Origin of the sequence: Actinoplanes sp. L3-i22, from assembly GCF_019704555.1 — a bacterium.
GTDB lineage: Bacteria > Actinomycetota > Actinomycetes > Mycobacteriales > Micromonosporaceae > Actinoplanes.
Window position 1 is genome coordinate 7,852,496 of record NZ_AP024745.1, and the last position, 19,568, is coordinate 7,872,063.

At 72.3% G+C, this 19,568-nt stretch carries 18 protein-coding genes; 8 read left to right on the forward strand and 10 right to left on the reverse strand.

Translation table 11 applies throughout. The features are described 5' to 3' along the window. Positions 1–50 precede the first annotated feature (50 nt). From L3i22_RS35305 to L3i22_RS35315, 3 genes are all read left to right on the forward strand, one after another. On the forward strand, positions 51–4,067 hold the full coding sequence (locus L3i22_RS35305) for a SpoIIE family protein phosphatase (protein ID WP_221321820.1): 4,017 nt from the start codon (positions 51–53) through the stop codon (positions 4,065–4,067). After that, positions 4,064–4,363 (forward strand): STAS domain-containing protein, encoded by a 300-nt coding sequence (locus L3i22_RS35310; RefSeq protein WP_221321821.1) that lies wholly within the window; start codon positions 4,064–4,066, stop codon positions 4,361–4,363. The genes L3i22_RS35305 and L3i22_RS35310 overlap by 4 nt, the downstream gene beginning before the upstream one ends. 262 nt (positions 4,364–4,625) lie before the next feature. Continuing rightward, the gene (locus L3i22_RS35315; RefSeq protein ID WP_221321822.1) at positions 4,626–5,408 is read left to right on the forward strand and encodes a hypothetical protein; all 783 of its coding nucleotides are present in this window, start codon (positions 4,626–4,628) and stop codon (positions 5,406–5,408) included. Here L3i22_RS35315 and L3i22_RS35320 read toward each other — a convergent pair. Beyond that, on the reverse strand, positions 5,405–5,857 hold the full coding sequence (locus L3i22_RS35320) for an SRPBCC family protein (protein ID WP_221321823.1): 453 nt from the start codon (positions 5,855–5,857) through the stop codon (positions 5,405–5,407). The genes L3i22_RS35315 and L3i22_RS35320 overlap by 4 nt on opposite strands. 421 nt (positions 5,858–6,278) lie before the next feature. Here L3i22_RS35320 and L3i22_RS35325 point away from each other — a divergent pair, with 421 nt between their 5' ends. Together L3i22_RS35325 and L3i22_RS35330 are read left to right on the forward strand one after the other, a co-directional pair. Next, positions 6,279–6,968, forward strand: coding sequence for a hypothetical protein (locus L3i22_RS35325; protein WP_221321824.1), 690 nt, complete (start codon positions 6,279–6,281; stop codon positions 6,966–6,968). Positions 6,969–7,041: 73 nt separating this feature from the next. Further along, positions 7,042–7,650, forward strand: a complete 609-nt coding sequence (locus tag L3i22_RS35330) for a hypothetical protein (RefSeq protein WP_221321825.1) — start codon at positions 7,042–7,044, stop codon at positions 7,648–7,650. 51 nt (positions 7,651–7,701) lie between these two features. On the opposite strand, the gene L3i22_RS35335 is transcribed toward L3i22_RS35330, so the two are convergent. Beyond that, positions 7,702–8,577 carry a LysR family transcriptional regulator gene (locus L3i22_RS35335; protein WP_221321826.1) on the reverse strand — a complete coding sequence of 292 codons (876 nt, stop codon included), beginning with the start codon at positions 8,575–8,577 and terminating at the stop codon, positions 7,702–7,704. Between the two features lie 82 nt (positions 8,578–8,659). Here L3i22_RS35335 and L3i22_RS35340 point away from each other — a divergent pair, with 82 nt between their 5' ends. After that, complete coding sequence (locus L3i22_RS35340) at positions 8,660–9,817, forward strand: MFS transporter (protein ID WP_221321827.1); 1,158 nt, start codon at positions 8,660–8,662, stop codon at positions 9,815–9,817. Here the strand turns inward: L3i22_RS35340 and L3i22_RS35345 are convergent, their stop codons facing one another. Further along, on the reverse strand, positions 9,818–10,318 hold the full coding sequence (locus L3i22_RS35345; protein WP_221321828.1) for a hypothetical protein: 501 nt from the start codon (positions 10,316–10,318) through the stop codon (positions 9,818–9,820). It abuts the gene before it with no gap. A gap of 64 nt (positions 10,319–10,382) precedes the next feature. On the opposite strand from L3i22_RS35345, the gene L3i22_RS35350 reads away from it, so the two are divergent. Further along, positions 10,383–11,219 carry a PHP domain-containing protein gene (locus tag L3i22_RS35350; protein WP_221321829.1) on the forward strand — a complete coding sequence of 279 codons (837 nt, stop codon included), beginning with the start codon at positions 10,383–10,385 and terminating at the stop codon, positions 11,217–11,219. A 72-nt stretch (positions 11,220–11,291) separates the two neighbouring features. On the opposite strand, the gene L3i22_RS35355 is transcribed toward L3i22_RS35350, so the two are convergent. The 7 genes from L3i22_RS35355 to L3i22_RS35385 form a co-directional block, all read right to left on the reverse strand. Then, positions 11,292–11,957, reverse strand: coding sequence for a cupin domain-containing protein (locus L3i22_RS35355; protein WP_221321830.1), 666 nt, complete (start codon positions 11,955–11,957; stop codon positions 11,292–11,294). Continuing rightward, entirely contained in the window at positions 11,954–12,856 is a 903-nt protein-coding gene (locus L3i22_RS35360; RefSeq protein WP_221321831.1) for a PmoA family protein, read from the reverse strand. Before L3i22_RS35360 ends, L3i22_RS35355 begins: the two co-directional genes overlap by 4 nt. Next, positions 12,814–13,908, reverse strand: a complete 1,095-nt coding sequence (locus tag L3i22_RS35365; protein ID WP_221321832.1) for a Gfo/Idh/MocA family protein — start codon at positions 13,906–13,908, stop codon at positions 12,814–12,816. Before L3i22_RS35365 ends, L3i22_RS35360 begins: the two co-directional genes overlap by 43 nt. Next, positions 13,905–15,227 (reverse strand): ABC transporter substrate-binding protein, encoded by a 1,323-nt coding sequence (locus L3i22_RS35370; RefSeq protein ID WP_221321833.1) that lies wholly within the window; start codon positions 15,225–15,227, stop codon positions 13,905–13,907. Before L3i22_RS35370 ends, L3i22_RS35365 begins: the two co-directional genes overlap by 4 nt. A gap of 56 nt (positions 15,228–15,283) precedes the next feature. Further along, positions 15,284–16,171: a carbohydrate ABC transporter permease gene (locus L3i22_RS35375; protein WP_221321834.1), complete on the reverse strand. Its 888-nt coding sequence runs from the start codon at positions 16,169–16,171 to the stop codon at positions 15,284–15,286. After that, complete coding sequence (locus L3i22_RS35380; RefSeq protein WP_255657398.1) at positions 16,164–17,090, reverse strand: carbohydrate ABC transporter permease; 927 nt, start codon at positions 17,088–17,090, stop codon at positions 16,164–16,166. Before L3i22_RS35380 ends, L3i22_RS35375 begins: the two co-directional genes overlap by 8 nt. 143 nt (positions 17,091–17,233) lie before the next feature. Next, positions 17,234–18,319, reverse strand: coding sequence for a LacI family DNA-binding transcriptional regulator (locus L3i22_RS35385; protein ID WP_221321836.1), 1,086 nt, complete (start codon positions 18,317–18,319; stop codon positions 17,234–17,236). Between the two features lie 143 nt (positions 18,320–18,462). Here L3i22_RS35385 and L3i22_RS35390 point away from each other — a divergent pair, with 143 nt between their 5' ends. Continuing rightward, a complete protein-coding gene (locus L3i22_RS35390) occupies positions 18,463–19,491 on the forward strand; it encodes a LacI family DNA-binding transcriptional regulator (RefSeq protein ID WP_221321837.1) in 1,029 nt (342 codons plus the stop codon). Positions 19,492–19,568 lie beyond the last annotated feature (77 nt).

The following is a 19,568-nucleotide window of genomic DNA, read 5'->3' on the forward strand; positions in this document are numbered from 1 at the left end:
CGGATGCGTATTTTGAATGCGGTCTGTACCGGTGAGGGGATATTCGTACGGTGAACGACGTCTTCACAGCGGATGCCGAGATCGGCCGCGATCTCGCCGCCGTCGACTGGGACCGCACGCCCGTCGGCCCGCCGGAGCAGTGGCCGCAGAGTCTGCGGACCGCGGTCAGCATCCTGCTCTCCTCGCGGTTCTCGATGTGGATGGCGTGGGGCCCGGAGCTGACGTTCTTCTGCAACGCCGCCTACCGCCGGGACACCCTGGGCGGGAAGTACCCGTGGGCGCTCGGCCGCCCGGCGCGCGAGGTGTGGGCGGAGATCTGGGAGGACATCGGCCCGCGCATCCAGAACGTGCTCGACACCGGCACCGCCACCTGGGACGAGGACCTGCTGCTGTTCCTGGAGCGCTCCGGCTACCCGGAGGAGAGCTACCACACCTTCTCCTACAGCCCGCTGCGCGACGACGACGGCGCCCTGGTCGGCATGCTGTGCGTGGTCAGCGAGGAGACCGATCGGGTGGTCGCCGAGCGGCGGATGGCGACGCTGCGCGACCTCGGCTCGGACCCCAGCGTGATCCGCACCGAGGAGGAGACGCTGGGCTTCGCCGCCCGGCAGCTCGAGAAGAACCGGCGCGACCTGCCGTTCACCCTGACCTACCGGTACGACGAGGCCGGCCGCCCCGAGCTGCGGTCGTCGACCGGCATCGCGGCGGACCATCCCCTGGTGGCCGACTTCACCGGCCAGGACGGGCTGGCCGACCTGGCCCGGCCGGACCTGCCGACCGGCGACTGGCCGGACCCGCCGCGGCAGGCGCTGGTGGTGCCGCTGCCCGGGTACGGCTTCTTCGTCGCCGCCCTGAACCGCTACCGCCCGGCCGACGAGGCCTACCTCGGCTTCGTCGAGCTGACCGCCGGTCACGTGGCGGCCGGGATCGCCGGCGCCCGCAGCTACCAGGCCCAGCAGCGCCGGGCCGAGGAGCTGGCCGAGCTGGACCGGGCCAAGACCACGTTCTTCGCCAACATCAGCCACGAGTTCCGGACCCCGCTGACCCTGATCATGGGTCCGCTGGACGAGCTGCGCGCCCGGCTGGGCGACGCCGACCCGGAGGTCCGTGACGAGCTGGAGGTGATGCACCGCAACGGGCTACGGCTGGGCAAGCTGGTCAACGCCCTGCTGGACTTCTCCCGGCTGGAGGCCGGCCGGATGCAGGCGCGGTACGAGCCGGTCGACCTGGCCGCCACCACCGCCGAGCTGGCCAGCGTCTTCCGGTCCGCGGTCGAGCGGGCCGGCCTGGTCTTCGCGGTGGACTGCCCGCCGCTGCCCGAGCCGGTGCTGGTCGACCGCAGCATGTGGGAGAAGGTCGTCCTCAACCTGCTCAGCAACGCGCTGAAGTTCACCTTCGACGGGTCGATCCGGGTCACCGTGCGGGCCGGGGACGGCGCGGCGGTGGTCACCGTCGCGGACACCGGCATCGGGGTCGCGCCGGCGGAGATGCCCCGGCTGTTCGAGCGCTTCCACCGGATCGACAACGCCCGCTCCCGGTCGAACGAGGGCAGCGGGATCGGCCTGGCCATGGTGAAGGAGCTGGTCGGGCTGCACCGGGGCACGGTCACCGCGGACAGTACGCCGGGCCGGGGCACCACGTTCACGATCCGGCTGCCGTTCGGGGTCGCGCACCTGCCCCCGGGCGCGGCGATCGGGCCGGCCGAGACCGCGCCGGTCGCGGCGACCGCCGAGCCGTTCCTGCAGGAGGCGAACCGCTGGCTGCCCGGGGACACCCCGCTCGACCCGCCGCCGGCCGTCCCGCTGACCGGCAACGCGGCCGACATCGTGGTGGCCGACGACAACGCGGACATGCGCGACTACCTGACCCGGCTGCTGCGCTCGGCCGGGCACCGGGTGACCGCGGTCGGCGACGGCCGGCAGGCGCTCGACGCGGCCCGTGCCGAGGCGCCGGACCTGGTGGTCAGCGACGTGATGATGCCGGTGATGACCGGGCTCGAGCTGGTCGCCGCGCTGCGCGGGGACACCCGCACGGCCGGGGTGCCGGTGCTGCTGCTGTCCGCCCGGGCCGGCGAGGAGGCGTCGATCGAGGGCCTGGAGGCGGGCGCCGACGACTACCTGTTCAAGCCGTTCTCGGCGGCCGAGCTGCTGGCCCGGGTGCGGGCCAACGTGGAGCTGGCCCGGCTGCGCAACCATCACGCCCGGTGGCGGACGGCGCTGGTCGACTCGCTGCAGGAGGCGTTCTTCGTCTGCGACGAGGCGGGCGCGGTCATCGAGATCAACGCGGCGTTCACCGAGATGATCGGGTACGGGCCGGAGGACCTGCCGTACGCCGCGGTCCATCCGTGGTGGCCGGACCCGGCCACCGACGGGGAGGCGTTCGCCCAGGTCCAGGCCGCGTTCGACCTGCTGGTGGGCCGGCAGCACGGCGACTACACGATCCCGGTGCGGCACCGCGACGGCCACCGGGTGTGGGTCGCGGCCACGTTCAACCACGTCCGGGACCCGGAGAGCGGGCGCCGGGTGATCGTGGGGACGTTCCGGGACGTGACCGACGAGCACTACGTGATCCAGCGGGAGTCCGCGCTCGCGTCGCTGAGCATGCGGCTGTCCGAGGCGGATCACCTGGAGAACGCGCTCGCCGTGGCGCTCGGCGAGCTGCGCGGGCTGTGGCAGGCGTCGTACGTCGTGGCCGCGGTCTTCGACGGCGCCGAGACGCCCGCCCTGACCGCCACCGACCCCGCCCTGACCTGGGAACATCTCCCGCAGAAGCGGATCCTGGCGCTGCGCGACCGGCCGCTGCTCACCCCGGTCGCCGAGCGGGGCGCGGGCGCCGGCATCACCCTGGAGCACCCGCGGGGCACCATGGTCCTCTGGGTCGAGCCGAGCGCCCAGCGGCCGTTCACCGAGCAGGACCAGACGCTGCTGGCGCTGCTCGCCGGGCATCTCGGCCAGGGGCTGAGCCGGGTGCACCAGATCGACCAGCAGCGGGAGACCGCGCTGGCGCTGCAGCGGGCGATCCTCGGGCCGGCGCAGCTGCCGGTCGGCTTCGCGGTCCGCTACGAGCCGGCCACCCGGCCGCTGAAGGTCGGCGGCGACTGGTACGACACGATCCCCCTGCCGGACGGCAAGATCGGCATCGTGGTCGGCGACTGCGTCGGCCACGGCCTGCGGGCGGCCACCGTGATGGGCCAGCTCCGGTCCGCGTGCCGGGCACTGCTGCTGCAGGACTCCAGCCCGGCCCGGGCGCTGTCGGCGCTCGACCGGTTCGCCGAGCTGCTGCCCGGCGCGAGCTGCGCGACCGTGTTCTGCGGGGTGCTCGACCCGGTGAGCGGTCACCTGCGCTACTCGGCGGCCGGTCATCCGCCGCCGATCGTCGCGCTCGCCGACGGCACCACCCACCTGCTCGACCAGGGGCGGTCGCGGCCGATCGCGGTCCGGCCGGCGGACGAGCGGCCGGAGGCGACGTACAGCCTGCCGCCGCGGACCACGCTGCTGCTCTACACCGACGGCCTGGTCGAGCGCCGCCGCCAGCCGCTGACCACCGGCATCGACCAGGCGGTCGCCGCGGTGCGGCTGGGCCGGCGGACCCCGATCGAGGACCTGGCCACCGAGGTGATGGAGCACCTCGCGCCGGCCGGTGGCTACGACGACGACGTGGCGCTGCTGCTCTACCGCCAGCCGGGGCCGCTGGAGCTGGAGTTCCCGGCCGACTCGTCCCGGCTCGCCCCGATCCGCTCCGCGCTGCGCGGCTGGCTGGAGCGCTGCGGCGTGGACCCGGTCACCGCGCAGAACGTCCTGGTCGCGGCCGGTGAGGCGTGCGCCAACGCGATCGAGCACGGGCACCGCGACCTGGCCGGCGGGTCGATCCGGCTGCGCGCGGCGGCGACCGCGGACGCGCTGCGGCTGATCGTCACCGACAACGGCCGCTGGCGGATCCCCCGGCCGGGCGAGAACCCCCATCGCGGCCGCGGGATCATGCTGATGCGGGCGTTCATGGGCGAGGTCACCATCACCACCGGCACCACCGGGACCATCATCGAGATGCAGACGAGGATCGCGTCATGACCACCGCGCTCACGCTGACCACGGGCCAGGATCCCGACGGCGCTCCGGTTCTCACCGCGACCGGCGAGATCGACATGAGCAACGCGGAGACGTTCGCGGCGGCGCTCGCCGAGGCGGTGCGGCCGGCCGGGCCGGCGCTGCTGGTCGACCTGACCGCGGTGCAGTACCTGGACAGCGCGGGACTGGCCGCGCTGTTCCACCACGCGGACCGGATCGAGGTGGTGACCGGGCCGCTGCTGGCGCCGCTGCTGGCCGTTTCCGGTCTCGCCGACGTCACCACGGTGCATACCCGCTGACCCGGTCCGCACATCACGGGTGTGCGTTCATGTTGGAATCCAGATCCTCACGGAAAGTGACGATCTGCTCGCTCCGTTCGGCGCGCCCGTTACCCACCCGTTAACGGACGCGGCCTTGACGCACCCTTCGACCCAGGGTTGACTCTGCTTGTTCGTGAGTGAACGCGTCGGAATTTGTGCGCTCGTCATCCGGTATCGAGCCTGCGAGGAGGAGCCGTATGCAGCCCCTGACCTCCCCCCGGCCCACGGCCGCATGACCCGGATGCACGCGAGCCTCGCGGCCGGCCGGTCGATCACCGTCGGCCTCGGCGACGCGACCCTGTTCCGGTACTCCTACGGCGCCGCGCTGCCGCGGCTCACCGGTCTGCGCACCACCGCCGGCGCGGAGCTGGCCGCCACGGTCGCCTGGACCCCGCCGCACGCCGAGCCCGGCGACGCCGTCCACGACACGCTGACCGAGCTGTCCGCCACCGCGTCCACCGCGACGATCGCGCACCACCTGCGCTGGGCCGCGGTCGACGAGTGGCGCTCGCTGACCGCGTCGGTGAGCGGCGACGCCTGGCTGCTGCTCTTCGAGAACACGATCACCAACGTCTCGGGCCGTCCGCTCCCGCTGACCGGCCCGTCGCTGTCACTCCGGGCGATCGCGGCACCGTCCGCCGCCCGCTCGGAGTGGCAGGCGGCCACCGATCCGGCCGGCACGCTGGTGGTCGTCGACGACTCGGCCAACCTCCAGCATCCGCCGCGCTGGTCGGCCGGCCTCAGCCCGGCGCCCTTCGGCGCCGAGGTGGTCACCCTGGGCACACACAAGACAATTGCTTTCCGGTACGCGGTGCTCACCGCCCCGCCCGGCAGCGACGCCCCGGATCTGGCCGCCCGCGGTCGCGACGCCCTCACCGGCCCGCTCCCCGCGGCCCGGGACGCCGCCCGCGGTCACCTCTGCCACGGGGAGCACACGCGCCGCGGCCCGCTGCACCGGACCCGGGCCCACGCGCTCCCCCGGCAGTGCGAGAGCCGCACCGGCGGCACACCGCCGCTCGCCTAGCGGGCGACGGAGTGGCGGGTCTCGATCGCCTTCACGGTGTTGTGCAGGGCCTTGCCCAGCGCGCCCTTGGCGACCGAGCCGAGCAGCAGGCCGGTCACCTTGCCCTTGACGTTCTTGCCCTCGCGGATCACCACCGCGTCCAGGCGGGTGGTGCCGTCGGGCTGCGGGGTGAGCGTGTAGGTGTGGCCGGACTCGCCGCCCCAGAGGTTCGAGTCGGTGGTGGTCATGACGATCCGGCGCGGGTCCGACCAGTCGTAGTGCAGCCGCTCCCAGACGCCGCCCCCGCCCTCGGTGACGTCGGCGAAGTCCGGGCCGGTCGCGTGCACCCGCAGGCCGGCGTCCGAGCTGTTGGCGAACAGCTCCTGGCGGCCCGGGCCGAAGTCGGTGATGCCGGCGAGCAGCTGCTCGGGGGTGGCGGTGCTGATCTCGGTGAAGTGGATCGTGGACATTGCGGGCTCCCTGGGGTCTCGGGCTCTGGCGTTGACAGGGAGAACACTGCCGGGTGCACCCGGCCCTTCGAGCCCGTGCCGGCCCCTGGTCGCCCCGGGCCGGTCCCTGGCCCGACCCCGGGCAGGCCCGCCGGCGCCGGCTGCCCGGCTGGGCGGGACCGGGCTCACGCCGTACCCGAGCAGGGTTTTTTGGGGTGAAAGATGCCCTCCCCGGCGGTGCGGAGAGGGCATCATCAAGGGGCGACCACGGGTGGGTGTGGCGCAGAAATACCCTGCCGGGCAGACCAGGAACCGCACGCCGCGTGGCGGCTACGAGACGCCCTGTTCATGGCGTACGCAATAAGAAGGGTGACAGAAACGGCTTCGCCGCCGCCCTCTAGCATTTGCGGCGGTTCGGCACGCGGTGTGGAAACGAGGCGACATGCGCTGGCTGCGAGGGCTCGGTAAGCGACGGATTGAGCAGGATCCCGCCCGGCAGCGGGAAATCCTGCGGGAAATCCGGCAATTCGGGCCACACGGGCCGGGCAAGCTCAGTGATCAGGCGGTCCGGACGGCCGCGATGCTGGACGGCATCGACGGGGTCGCGGTCGCCGGGGTGGTGATGCGGGACTTCGCCGACGGGGCGTTCGCGAACTTCGCGCGGCAGAGCGCGGCGCTCGGCATGACCGCCGACCGGCGCAACTACCGTGAGTTGTGGGAGAGCGCCGGGAAACGGCTGAAGTCGCCGCTGTTCACCACGCGGGGCGAGCTGCATCCGTACGTGCACGTCGCCGCCGCCGTCAGCGTCGTGGGTGGACAGGCCGCCACCACGGTCCGGGTGGTCGACCCGCTGCCGCTGCTCTCGCACATGTTCGAGGTGCTCGACCTGACGCTCGCCGGGTGGGAGTTCGGCCGGGTCCTGGTCGACGTCGACGGCGCCACCCTGGCGGTCAACCTGATCACCGCCGCCACCGCGATCCGCGGCGAGATGTCCGACCCGCCGCCGCTGCCGATGCCGGCCCGCACCCAGATGCGCAGCAACAAGAGCGTGAACGTGCTCGACCCGGCGGTCAGCCGGATCGTCGGGCAGTGGAACCCCGGCAAGCAGATGCGGGAGTGCCTGCTCGCGTAGGGCTGACTTTTTCCTCAAGCCGTGGGGCCGCGGACCGATGTTCGCGGCAGTCCCATCCACGGAAGGAGGAGACATGGAGCAGGATGCACCACGCCCGGTGCCGGCTCGCGCGGACGGCTGGCGGCCGAACGACGAGATCCTCAACAACCTGATCCACAAGAGCATCGAGCAGGCGCACCGCAAGAACGCCGAGACCGGCAGCATGAATGCGTTCTTCGGTGGCGCCATCGTGCTGATGGTGCTCGGCGTGATCCTGGCGATCGGCACCGGCAACCCGATGCTCGCGATGGTCGTCGTGGTCCTGATGGCCGCCGGCGGCCTGATGTACGCCGGGCTCAACGCCCCGGCCCCGAAGGTCGACCCGATCCGGATCCTGGACGTGCTGGGCGGCCCGGGCAACCTGCCGGCCGGCTACCTGGTCTACGCGGCGGCCTGGCGGGCCGGGATGCCGGAGTTCCTGACCAAGGTCAGCGACCGGCAGCTCGCCGTGGCGACCCGCCTGTGCCGGGAGCACCCCGGTTCGGTGTCGGACCTGGTCCGGCTGGTGATGACCGCGGAGGCGCACGCCCACGAGCACTCGTACGGCAAGACGGTCACCGACGCGGACATCTACCGCTACGCGCACCGGGCCACCGTCGAGTGGGCCCGGGTCGCCCCGGCGGCCATGCTGAACGCCGCCTGAGAGACACGCGACGGCCCGGTTCTGGACTCCCCAGGACCGGGCCTTTCCTTGTCAGTCGTAGGGGGCCGCGGCCTCGACGAAGGCCCGGAAGCGCTCCGCGGCCGGGGTCAGCCGCCGGTCGGCCCGCCAGGTCAGCCCGACGACCCGTTCCCCGCCGGGCACGCTGAGCGGCACCCCGACCGTGCCGGACGCGCCGACGAACCGGTCCGGCACCAGCGCCACACCCAGCCCCACCCCGACCAGGCTCGCCACCGTCGCCAGGTCGCCGATCTCCAGGGTGACCCGCGGGGTGACGCCGGCCGCCGCGAACAGGTCGTCGACCAGCGTCCGGAAGCCGTAGCCGGGCGGGATCGTCACGAAGTCCTCACCGGCCACATCGGCCAGGCGCGCCCGCCGGCGGCCGGCCAGCCGGTGCCCCGGCGGCACGATCAGGGCCAGCGCCTGCGTCTGCAGGGGCAGCCAGGCGTACGGCGTGGCCTGCGGCCCCCAGTTCAGCGCGAGCTCGGCGACCCCGGCGTCCAGGTCGGCCATGATCTCGTGACCGGGCTCCTGGCGCAGCTCGACCCGCAGGCGCGGGAACCGCTCCCGGACGTCCCGGAGGATCCGCGGGACCAGCGAGGTCGCGATCGAGTCCAGGAACGCGAGCCGGACGGTGCCCGAGTCCGGGTCCAGCGTCCCGGCCAGGTCCCGGCGCAGGCGGTCGTACCGCTCGACCAGCTCGCGGGCCGCCTCGATCACGGTCGCGCCCAGCGGATTCGGATGCACGCCCCGGGCGTCCCGCTCGAACAGGCGGGCGCCGAGCTCGGCCTCGACCCGGGAGAGCAGCCGGGACAGCGTCGGCTGGCTGGTGCCGAGCGCGGCGGCCGCCCCGGTGACGTGGTGATGCTCACTCAGGGCCAGGAGCGCGCGGAGGTCGTCGATCTGCACGGCGCTCATAATACGTACAGCGCATGGGTTTGATGATGGTGATGCATTGGACGTATGAGCAGTTCCGGACCACGGTAGGGCGGTGAGACGCACCTCGTTCGCCCTGTTCGCCGCCGGTGTCGCGACGTTCGCCCTGCTCTACAGCACCCAGGCGGTGCTGCCGGAGCTGTCCGCCGCGTTCGGCGTCACCCCGGCGCAGAGCGCCTGGTCGCTGTCGCTGGCCACGGTCGGTCTCGGGGTGGCGCTGCTGATCACCGGCCCGCTGTCCGAGAAGATCGGCCGCACCCCGCTGATCCACCTCTCGCTGACCCTGTCCGCGCTGGTCGGGCTCGCCTGCGCGGTCGCGCCCGGCTGGCACACGCTGCTCGCCCTGCGGCTGCTGCAGGGGATCACGCTCGCCGGCCTGCCCGCGGTGGCGACCGCCTACCTGCGCGAGGAGTTGCCCGGCGACGTCCAGGCCCGGGTGGCCGGCCTCTACATCGGCGGCACGGCGCTGGGCGGCATGGCAGGCCGGCTGGTCACCGGCACGGTCGCACAGGCCTTCGGGTGGCGCTGGGCGCTCGCCGCGGTCGCCGGGATCGGCCTGCTCTGCGCCGCGTTCGTGCTGGCCACACTGCCGAAGTCCCGGAACTTCGTCCGCCGGCCGTCGGCGGCGATGACCTGGCGGGCACTCGCCGACCCGGCGCTGCTCAGCCTCTACGCGGTCGGCGCGTGCGCGATGGGCGCGTTCGTCGCCGTCTACAACACGATCGGCTTCCGCCTGACCGGCGCGCCGTTCGGCCTCGGCACGGCGGCGGCCGGCGCGGTCTTCCTGGTCTACCCGGTCGGCACGCTCAGCTCCACCGTCGCCGGCCGGCTCGCCGACCGGTTCGGGCGGCGGGCGGTGCTGCCGTTCGGGTCGGTGCTGATGGTCCTCGGGCTGCTGCTCACCCTCCCGGACAACCTGCCGGTGCTGGTCACCGGCCTGGCCGTGCTGACCGCCGGGTTCTTCTGCGTGCACGGCCTGGCCAGCGGGTGGGTCCCGGTCCGCGCGCACGCCGGCGGCGTGCCCGCCGCCCAGGCGGCGTCCCTCTATCTCTTCGCCTACTACGCCGGGTCGTCCCTCTTCGGGAGCCTTTCCGGTACGGCGTGGTCCGCCGGCGCCTGGCCGGCCGTGATCGCCCTGGCCACCCTCTTCGTGACGGTCAGCGGCGTCCTGGCCACCGCCCTCCGCCGAGTCCCGATCCTGGTCCCGCGCTGATCAGGACTTCCAGGTGCACTCGTCGGCGGAGACGCCGGTGGGGAGGTAGCTGACGCGCAGGTCGAAGCCGTAGCTCGCCGGATCCACGACGAACCACCACGGGCAGCCGCCGTCCGCGTCCTTCAGCGCCGCGTAGACGTGGTCGCCGCGGCCGATCGTGCGCCAGCCGGAGCGTTCGGCCAGGTCGGCGTAGAAGTCCCGGACCTCGTCGCCGGAGAGCACCCCGGTCAGTGGCCGGATCACCGCGGCCAGCGCCGGCGTCGCGCACTGCAGCTGGTGGTCGTCCACCTCGCTGAACCGGTCCGGCGGGGGCGCCTGCAGCAGGATCTGCTCCTTGCGGATGTCCCGGACGGTGTCCGGCTTGACCCGGCACTCGCCGATCGCCTCCGGCCCGGTCTTCGCCTTCTCCGGGAAGTACCGGCTGCCGAGCAGCCCGTACGCCACCAGCCCGGCCACCAGGACCGGCCCGACGGAATACCGTATCCACCTGGGCACACTCACTCGGCACTCCCCCGTCGGTCCCACGATCCGCAAAGCCGTGATCATAGATCGATACGATCGGTGAATGTCCTGGTACCGGGGTGACTTTCACGTTCACACGAACCGGTCCCACGGCGGGGAGCTGACGCCGGCCGAGATCACCGTGGCGGCCCGCGCGTGCGGCCTCGACGTCATCGCGGTCACCGAGCACGACCGGCCCGCCGAGTGGCCGGTCACCGACGACGATCTGCTGGTCATTCCCGGTCGGGAGAACCTCACCCCGGGCGGTCACTGGCTGGCGCTGGGGCCGGACGTGCTGCGCGTCGTGGCCCACCCGCACGCGCCGTATCCCGGGGGCACGTTCACCGGCCCGCTCGACGGGTTCGACCTGGTCGAGGTCTGGAACGGGCGATGGACCTCCGACCTGCCGTGGAACGCCGACAACGAGGCCGCGCTGGCCGACTGGGGACGCGCCCTCCCGGCCGGCGTCCGGGCCGGCTCGTGGCGGCCGGCGATCGGGAACAGCGACGTCCACCTACGGGATCAGATCGGCACGCCGCAGACGGTCGTGCGGGCCGGCGAGCTCAGCGCCGCGGCCGTGCTCGCCGCGCTCCGGGCCGGCCACTGCTGGATCGCCGGATCCGCCGCGGTGGACCTGTCGTTCACCGCACGCGCCGGCGGCCACGTCGCCGGGATCGGCGAGATCCTGGCCACCGGCGGGGCTCCGGCCGTCGTCGAGCTGCGGGTCACCGGCGTGCCGGCCGGCGAGGTCACCGTCCACACCGAGTGCGGGCCGGTGCTCGCCGTGCCGATCAGCGGCGAGCCGATCACCTGGTCGGGCCGCGCGGAGCTCGTGCGCGTGGAGATCCGTCACCCGAGCGGTCACCCGGCGGCACTCACCAACCCGATCATCCTGGTCTGAATCGGTCACGCCTCCGGGGCCGGGCCGCGCCGTCCCCGATCAGGTGGACCGGGCCGCCGGCACGGGCGAAGGTCATCGATCAAAACCTTCCGGATTCCGTACGTCGTGAGCACCCAGCCGTCCGCACATCCCCCACCCCCGGCTCGCACTCTCCGGCGCACTGAACACGCCCGCTTCCCACAGGTGGCGAGCGTCCCCACCGGCGAGCGCGTCGAGCACGGCGTCGGACCGCGGCGGCTGGGCGGCGACGATCGCCCGCCACTGGTCGATCCGCGGGCGGACGAGCGCGGCCGCCCGCGCGTAGAAGACGTCCAGCCCGTCCGTCCGGAGCCGCTCGAAGCCGTCCAGCGCGAGCGCCCGGCGGGCCCGCACCCGGTCCTCGGTGACCGGCGGGACGAGCGTCGCCGCCGACCGGTAGCGCTCCGGGTCGCCGACCACCTCCGGCGGGAAGGTCATCACCGCGTCGCCGGACTCGGGCAGCCCGGCGTTCGACATCACCACGATCAGCTCCAGGCCGCCGTGGTTGATCGCGCGGTGGATGACGCCCGGGGTGAACCAGACGGTGCTGCCCGCCGCCAGGGGCGTCTCGCGGAAGCCGGACGGGTCGAGCGTCTGGACCGCGCCGGTTCCGCCGATCACGACGTACGCCTCGGTGGACGTGGTGTGCAGGTGGGGAGTGCCGCCGCCGTCGTACACGGCGACCCGGGTCACCGAGGTGCCGCCCGGGAACGTGGTCACGGCGTCGCCGCCGTGCGCAGCGCGGATCGCCCCTGCTCGGCCAGCGTCTCCGCGTCGGGGTCCCCGGCGGCGATCACCACCGCGTAGCGGAAGCCGACCGTCCCGCCGTCGGGCAGGTCGAGCTCCTCACTGAAGAACGGGGCCGGGTTGAGGCAGGCGAACTCCTCGCTGCGGGCGAACCACTGCGGCGGGTGGTGCGGATTCGCCGGGTCGTCGACCATCAGGACCGTCGACCGATGGTCGTTGCCGTCGTGCCGGCCACGGAACGCGAACCACGCGGCGCGCTCGCCCCGCAGTTCGTCACCGCCCCTCGCGGTCGGCGACTGGATCGTCCCGCCGGTGAAGGAGCGTGGCCCGCGCCAGAACAGTCCGCCGTACCCGGCGTTCTCCCGGCCTTTCGTGGTCGGCGATCCGAAGGCCAGCGCCTCGCCGGAGACGTTGGTGAGCGACGTCGCGAACGTCAGCACCCAGCTCACGTCGTCGAGCACCGCGAACGTGAGCCGACGCTCCTCGGTGAGCACCGTGGTCCCGCCCTCCGCGATCCAGTCCAGGTGGTGCGCCAGGACATTCCCGGCCAGGGTGCGGAAGGCCCGGTGCACGGCGCTGCCGTTGTTCGGCCGCTGCACGTAGGACCGGCCGTGCACATAGGTCGGCCCGCCCCAGAAATTGTGCTCGCCGACGTACGGCAGGGACCAGGCGATCCCTTTGTGCCACACGTGGTCGTGCGGCCGGAACAGCGAGACGAGATCCCCGGCGAGGGTCCGGATCGGGTGCAGATAGGGCTTCGGCGATTCGAGTCGGACGGTGTCCGGCCGGTAGACGTACGTGCAGAGCGGCACGTCCCCGGCGGAGACCGTCACCGACCGTTCGAGGGCGTGGTCGACGCGTAGTTCTGCCATCTGATCCCGGTTCCGTTCATGGCGGCGGCGAAGGGGTGGTCCGGGCCGATCTCGCCCCGGCGGACCGGCTTCCCGGTGGCCGCCGAGGCGTAGAGCGCGGCGATGAACTCCATGGTCAGGCGGGTTTCGGCGAGGGTGACCGGCAGTGGCTCGCCGGCGTCGAGCGCGTCCAGCACGGCGGCCAGCTGGTCGGCGTGCCCGCTCCGCGCGGTGCTGTCCCGGGGGAACAGGCGCGCGAGGTCGTCGTACGTCGGAGCCGGGGTGATCGTCCAGTCGGCGTCGCTGTACCCGTAGAGGTGCTCCAACTCGACGGTGGCGTGCTCGAAGTCGAAGCGCAGCGCGGACGTCTGGCGGGGCGAGACGACCGAGTTGACCACCGAGGCGACGGTGCCGTCGGCGAACTCGACCAGGGCCATCGAGACGTCCTCGGTCTCGACCGGGCGGGACCGGCGGGCGGCGATCGCGGAGATCCGCTCCCACGGGCCGAGGATGGAGAGCAGCAGGTCGAACTGGTGGATGCCGTGGCCCATGGTCGGGCCGCCGCCCTCGGTCGCCCATCGGCCACGCCAGGGGACCCGGTAGTAGGCGTCGTCGCGGAACCACAGGGTGTGGCAGGTGGCCAGGAGCGGGCGGCCCAGGTCACCGCGCTTGATCAGTTCGCGGAGGCGGACGGCGCCCGTACCGAATCGGTGTTGAAAGATCGTGCCCACCCGGTCCGAAATTTCGGATATAGCGTCTATTTCGCGAAGCGAAAGAGTCGGCGGCTTTTCGACCAGTACCGAAACCCCAGCTCGCAGGCACTCCTGAGCCATCGACGCATGGGTCGACGGCGGCGTGCACAGGTGGACCAGGTCCAACTGCTCCGCGGCCAACAAAACGGTCAAATCGCGATATGTTTCGACGTTTCCCCAGGACTCGGCGAAGGCCCGGGCCCGCTCGGGCACCAGGTCCACCACCGCGACCAGCTCGACCCGGCCGGCATGCGCCCGCAGCGCCTCGGCATGAGCGGTCGCGATCGCCCCCGTCCCCACGATCGCCGCGCGGTACCTCATGCGGCATCGATCGCGGCCTGCAGCTCCTTGACGAACCCGGTCGCCGCGTCCGCCGGAGTCTTCCGCGCGAACAGCACGTCCTCGGTGTACCGCTTGAGGATCTGCTCCACGTCGCTGGCGCCCTTCGGCGTGACCCGCGGCGAGTCACCCACCTTGATCGCGTCGAGGTACTCCGCCGCCGCCTTGTCGGTGGCGGTCAGCTTCGGCACCAGCGCCGACCGGATCTTCGTGTTCGCCGGGACCCCGCGGTCGGTCTGCAGGATCTCCGCGGCCGCCTCGCTGTTCGCGAGGAAGTCCACGAAGAGCGCCGCCTCGGCGGGCTGCTTCGACCGGGACGAGACCGACCAGAACATCGACGGCTTGTAGTACGCGCCCGGCGTGGTGGCCTGCGACTCCCCCGGCAGCTTGAGCAGCTTCAGCTTCTGCCCGCTGGCCGCGGCGAGCGAGGTCAGCTGGCTGTTCCACCAAGTGCCGAGGGCGGAGGCGTTGGTCGCGGTGCCGGACTGGTCGAGGGCCGCGCCGGCCCGCTCGACGGTGACCGACGCCTGCGGTGCGCTGCCGTCCTTGGCCAGGTCCAGCTGGAACTGCCAGAACGACGCGAGCACGTCCGGCGGGAGCGCGACCTTGCCCTCCGGCGAGTACAGGGTGGCGCCGTGCTGACGGGCCCAGACGTTGACGCCGCCGATGTCGAAGCCGAGCGACTGGGTGCCGGTGACCTTGCCGCCGGAGGCCTTGGAGATCTGTGCGGCGACGGTCTTGAGGTCGTCCCAGCTCCAGGTCGCGTCGTCGGGCAGGGTCACCTGGTACTTGTCGAGCAGGTCGGTGTTGGCCACGAACGAGTACGCCGCCAGGCCGGTCGGGACGCCGTACTGTTTGTCGCCGATCGCCCCGGTGGCCAATGCTTTCGTGTCGAAGTCCGCCGTGGTCAGGTGCTTGTCCGCGGTCTTCAGATCGAGAAGAGCACCCCGTTCGGCGTACGACGCCAGGTAGAGCTCGTCCATCTGGATGACGTCCGGGGCGTCGTTGGCGGCGACGGTGGTCGCGAGGGCGTCCCAGTAGCCGTTCCAGTCCTTGAACTCGCCCTTGATCGTGATGGTCGGGTGAGCCTTGGTGAACGCGTCGATGACCTGCTGGGTGCGCTTGTGCCGGGCGTCCGAGCCCCACCAGGTGAACCGCAGGGTGACCGGTTTGTCGGAGATCTCCCCGCCGGCGTCACCGCCACCGCTGCCACCGCAGGCGGCCAGCGCCGCGCCTGCGGAGAGGGACAGGCCCATCAGGAGGGCCTCGCGACGAGAGAATCGGTGCGTGAATCGTTTCATACTCGAGACACATCCTTCGATCCGTACCCAATAAATGATCTTGAAGTTCGGGTTTGCTACTTGATGCCGGTGGTGGCGATGCCCTTGATCAGGAAGCGCTGGCCGAGCAGGAACGCGAGGAAGACCGGGAGCAGCGACACCACGCTCATCGCGAACATCGAGCCCCAGCTCGTCGACACGGTCGCGTCGACATAGGAGCGCAGCGCCACCGGGACGGTGTACTTGTCCGGATCGGTCAGGTAGATCAGCTGGCTGAAGAAGTCGTTCCAGGTCCAGATGAACGTGAAGATCGCGGTGGTGGCCAGCGCCGGGACCATCAGCGGCAGCACCACCCGCAGGAAGATCAGCGGATGCCCGGCGCCGTCGATCCGGGCCGCCTCGTCCAGCTCGCGCGGCAGCCCGCGGATGAACTGGACCATCAGGAACACGAAGAACGCGTCGGTGGCCAGGAACTTCGGCACCACCAGCGGCAGGAACGTGTTGATCCAGCCGAGCTGCGAGAACAGGATGTACTGCGGCACGATGATCACGTGGATCGGCAGCATGATGGTGCCGAGCATGATCGCGAAGAACACCCGCTTGCCGGAGAACTCCAGCCGGGCGAACGCGTAGGCCGCGAGCGAGCAGGACACCAGGTTCCCGATCACGCAGCCGGCCACCACGATCGCCGAGTTGATCAGGTAGTGCCCGAACGGGGAGGCCAGCGCGTTCCAGCCCTCGCTGTAGTTCGCGATCCGCAGCCCGCTCAGGGCCAGGCCCGGCGAGCGGAAGATCTCGTTGTTCGGCCGCAGCGAGCTGACCACCATCCACAGCACCGGATACAGCATGACCAGGGCCAGCAGGCACAAGCCGACGTGCTTGCCCACGCTGCTCAGCCTGGTGCGGGGCCGGATCGCCGGCGTCGCCAGCACGGCCGGGGCCACCCGTTCCCTGAGGTCAGTCATCGTAGAAGACCCATCGCTTCGAGGCCCAGAAGTTGATCGCGGTGAAGATCGCGATGATGACCAGAAGCAGCCACGCCAGGGCCGACGCGTATCCCATGTCGAAGCTGTGGAAGCCGCGCTGGTACAGGTAGAGCGTGTAGAACATGGTCGAGTCGGACGGGCCGCCGGTGCCGCCGGACACCACGAACGCCTGGGTGAACGACTGGAACGCGTGGATGATCTGCAGGACCAGGTTGAAGAAGATGATCGGGGACAGCAGCGGCAGCGTGATGCTGCGGAACTGACGCGCCCTGGACGCGCCGTCGACGGCCGCCGCCTCGTAGTACATCGCCGGGATCTGCCGCAGGCCGGCCAGGAAGATCACCATCGGGGCGCCGAACGTCCAGACGTTCAGCACGATCAAGGTGGACAGCGCCGTGCCCGGGTCGGAGATCCAGCTCCGGCCGCTCCCCCCGAACACCTGCAGAGCCTGGTTGACCAGGCCGTCCGCGCCGAAGATCTGCCGCCACAGGACCGCGATCGCCACGCTGCTGCCGAGCAGGCTGGGCAGGTAGAACACCGAGCGGTAGAAGGCGAGCCCGCGCATCCCCCGGTCGAGCAGCAGCGCGAGGCCGAGGGCGAAGGCGAGCTGCAGGGGGACCGAGACGAAGACGTACGTGCAGGTGACGCCGAGCGCGTGGTGCAGCCGCTCGTCGGTGAGCATCCGCCGCAGGTTCGCCAGCCCGTTGAACTCGGGCGGCTGGATCAGGTTGTAGTCGGTGAACCCGAGCACGAACGACGCGGCGACCGGCCCCGCGGTGATCAGAATCAGCCCGGCGAACCAGGGGGACAGGAAGAAGAACGCGGCCCGGTTGTCCCGCTTGCGCGGCGGGCCGGCCGAGGCGGTGCCGAGTCGCCGGAGTTCGCCAAGACTGCTCACACCGACCCCCATCGTTGCGGGAAAACGTATTCCAAAGTCTGGGTGTGGCGCGGGCCACCCGTCAAGTGTTTCCGCGAGATCACAACAAACTCATCAATACATAAATCTTTGCTTGGGTACGGCCGGAGCACCCGCCCCGCTGCTCAGAGGCGTGGGGCGCAGCTCTCCCGGGCGATGAACCGGCCCACGATCACCTCGCGCAGCGGCTCGCGCCCGCCTTCGCCCTCCGCACGCAACGGCTCGCGCCCGCCTTCGTCTTCCGCACGCAACGGCTCGCGCCCGTCGAGCCCGTCCGCGTCGGCGAGCGCCATCTGCACTGCCCGGGCGCCGCTCGCCGCGTGCGGCAGGGCCAGCGTCGCCAGGCGCGGGGTCAGGTCGGAGGCCAGCGGCACGTCGTCGAAGCCGGTCACCGAGAGTTGCCCCGGCACGGCGATCCCGGCGTCCCGGCACGCCGACAGCGCCCCGATCGCCACCACGTCGTTGACCGCGACGATCGCGTCGACGCCGTCCAGACCGCCGCCGGCCTGCGCGTCCAGCACCGCCTGGTAGCCGCCCTGGCGACTGACCTCGCACTCCACCGCCCGGACGGCACGGACCCCGTGCGCGGCCAGGCCCGCCTCGAAGCCGGCCTGCCGTTCCGCGGCGAACGCCCGATCCGGCGTACCGGACAGGATCAGGATCTTCCGGTGCCCGGTGGTGGCCAGGTGCTCGCCGACCAGCCGCGCCGAGGTCCGGTCGTCGAAGCGGACCGAGTCGAACGGCAGATCCACGCTGCCGTAGATCACCACCCGGCCGCCGTTGCGCTGGTAGGCGCGCAGCTCCTCGATCAGCCGGACGTTCCGGGCGGTCCCCTCGACCCGGGTCGAGGTCAGCACCAGCGCCCGCGGGCGGAACGCGCACAACGTCCGTACCGTGTCGAACTGCCGCTCCGGGACGCCCCGGGTCTGCGCCACGCTGACGAACGCCCCGACCGTGCGGGCCTGGCGCTCCATCGCGGCGACGACCAGGCCGATCGACGGGGTGGTCAGATCGTCGGCGACCAGGGCGACGGTGTCGGTCGGGCCGCGCATCGCCCGCGCCGACAGGTCCGGCGTGTAGTTCAGCTCGGCGGCGGCGGCCAGCACCTTGCGCTCGTACTCGGCGGCGACCTTGCGGGCGCTGCCGCCCAGCACGCGGGAGGCGGTGGCCAGCGAGACGCCGGCCGCGCGGGCGACGTCGTGGAGGGTCACGGTCGGCCTGGCCGGATGCGGCACACCTCCCCCTCCCCGACTGCAGCGCCGTTTCCTACTGCAGCGCCGCTCCTTACTGCAGCGCTGAGAATACTGTCCGTGGCGGGGGTGTGCGATCACGGGTTGCTGGCACAATCGGCGCCGTGGAGCAGGGTCCGAGGCGGCGACGGGTGACGCTGCACGACGTCGCGCGCGAGGCCGGCGTGTCCTACGCGACCGCGTCCCGCGCGCTCAACGGCAGCGACCGCAGCGTACGCCGGGAGAACGCCGACCGCGTCCAGGCCGCCGCCGCCCGGCTCGGCTACCTGCCGGACCTCCCCGCGCAGGCGATCGCGAAGGGTTCCAACGGCACCGCCGCGCTGGTCGTGAACGGCGTCGACGACCCGTACTTCGTGACGATCGCGGCCGGCGCCGGCGCGGCCGCCGAAGAGGCCGGGATCATCCTCACGCTGGCCGTTTCCGATCACTCCCCCGATCTCGAGCTGCAGATCGTCCGCACCCTGCGCGGCCAGCGCCCCCGCGCGATCCTGATCGCCGGCACCCGGGTCGAGGGCGCGCCGTCCGCCCCGCACCTGATCGCCGAGCTGGAGGCCTACCGCACCGCCGGCGGCCGGATCGCGCTGCTGACCCAGCCGCAGCTGCCGTTCGCCACCCTGGCGGTCGACAACCACGGCGGCGCCCACCAGCTCGCGACGGCCCTGATCGAGCGGGGCTACCGCAGGTTCGCCCTGGTCCACGGCGACGACCGGCTGCTCACCTCCCGCGAACGCCGGGACGGGTTCACCGCCGCGCTGCGCGACGCCGGCCTGGCGCCGCCGGTGCCGGTCCCGGCCGAGTTCAGCCGCGACGGCGGCGAGGCGGCCGCCGGTCGGCTGATCGCCGGCGGGCTGGACGGCATCGAGGCGATCGTGGCGGTCACCGACGTGATGGCGATCGGGGTGATGTCCGCGCTGCGGGCGGCCGGGCTGACCCCCGGGCGGGACGTCGGGGTGGCCGGTTTCGACGACATCGCCCCGGCCGAGGACGTCACGCCGACCCTGACCACGGTCCGCGTCCCCCTGCACGAGATGGGCCATCGGGCGCTGCGTACCGCCCTGGATTCGGACACCCGCGAAACGGTCACCGTCCCGACCGAGGTCATCCTGCGCGACAGCACCCCGCCCCTGCGCTGACCCCGCCCCGTCCGCGCAAGCCCCCGCAAGGCCGCGACCACTCCCGGCTCAGCCGCGGGCAAGGCCCGCCGGCTGGC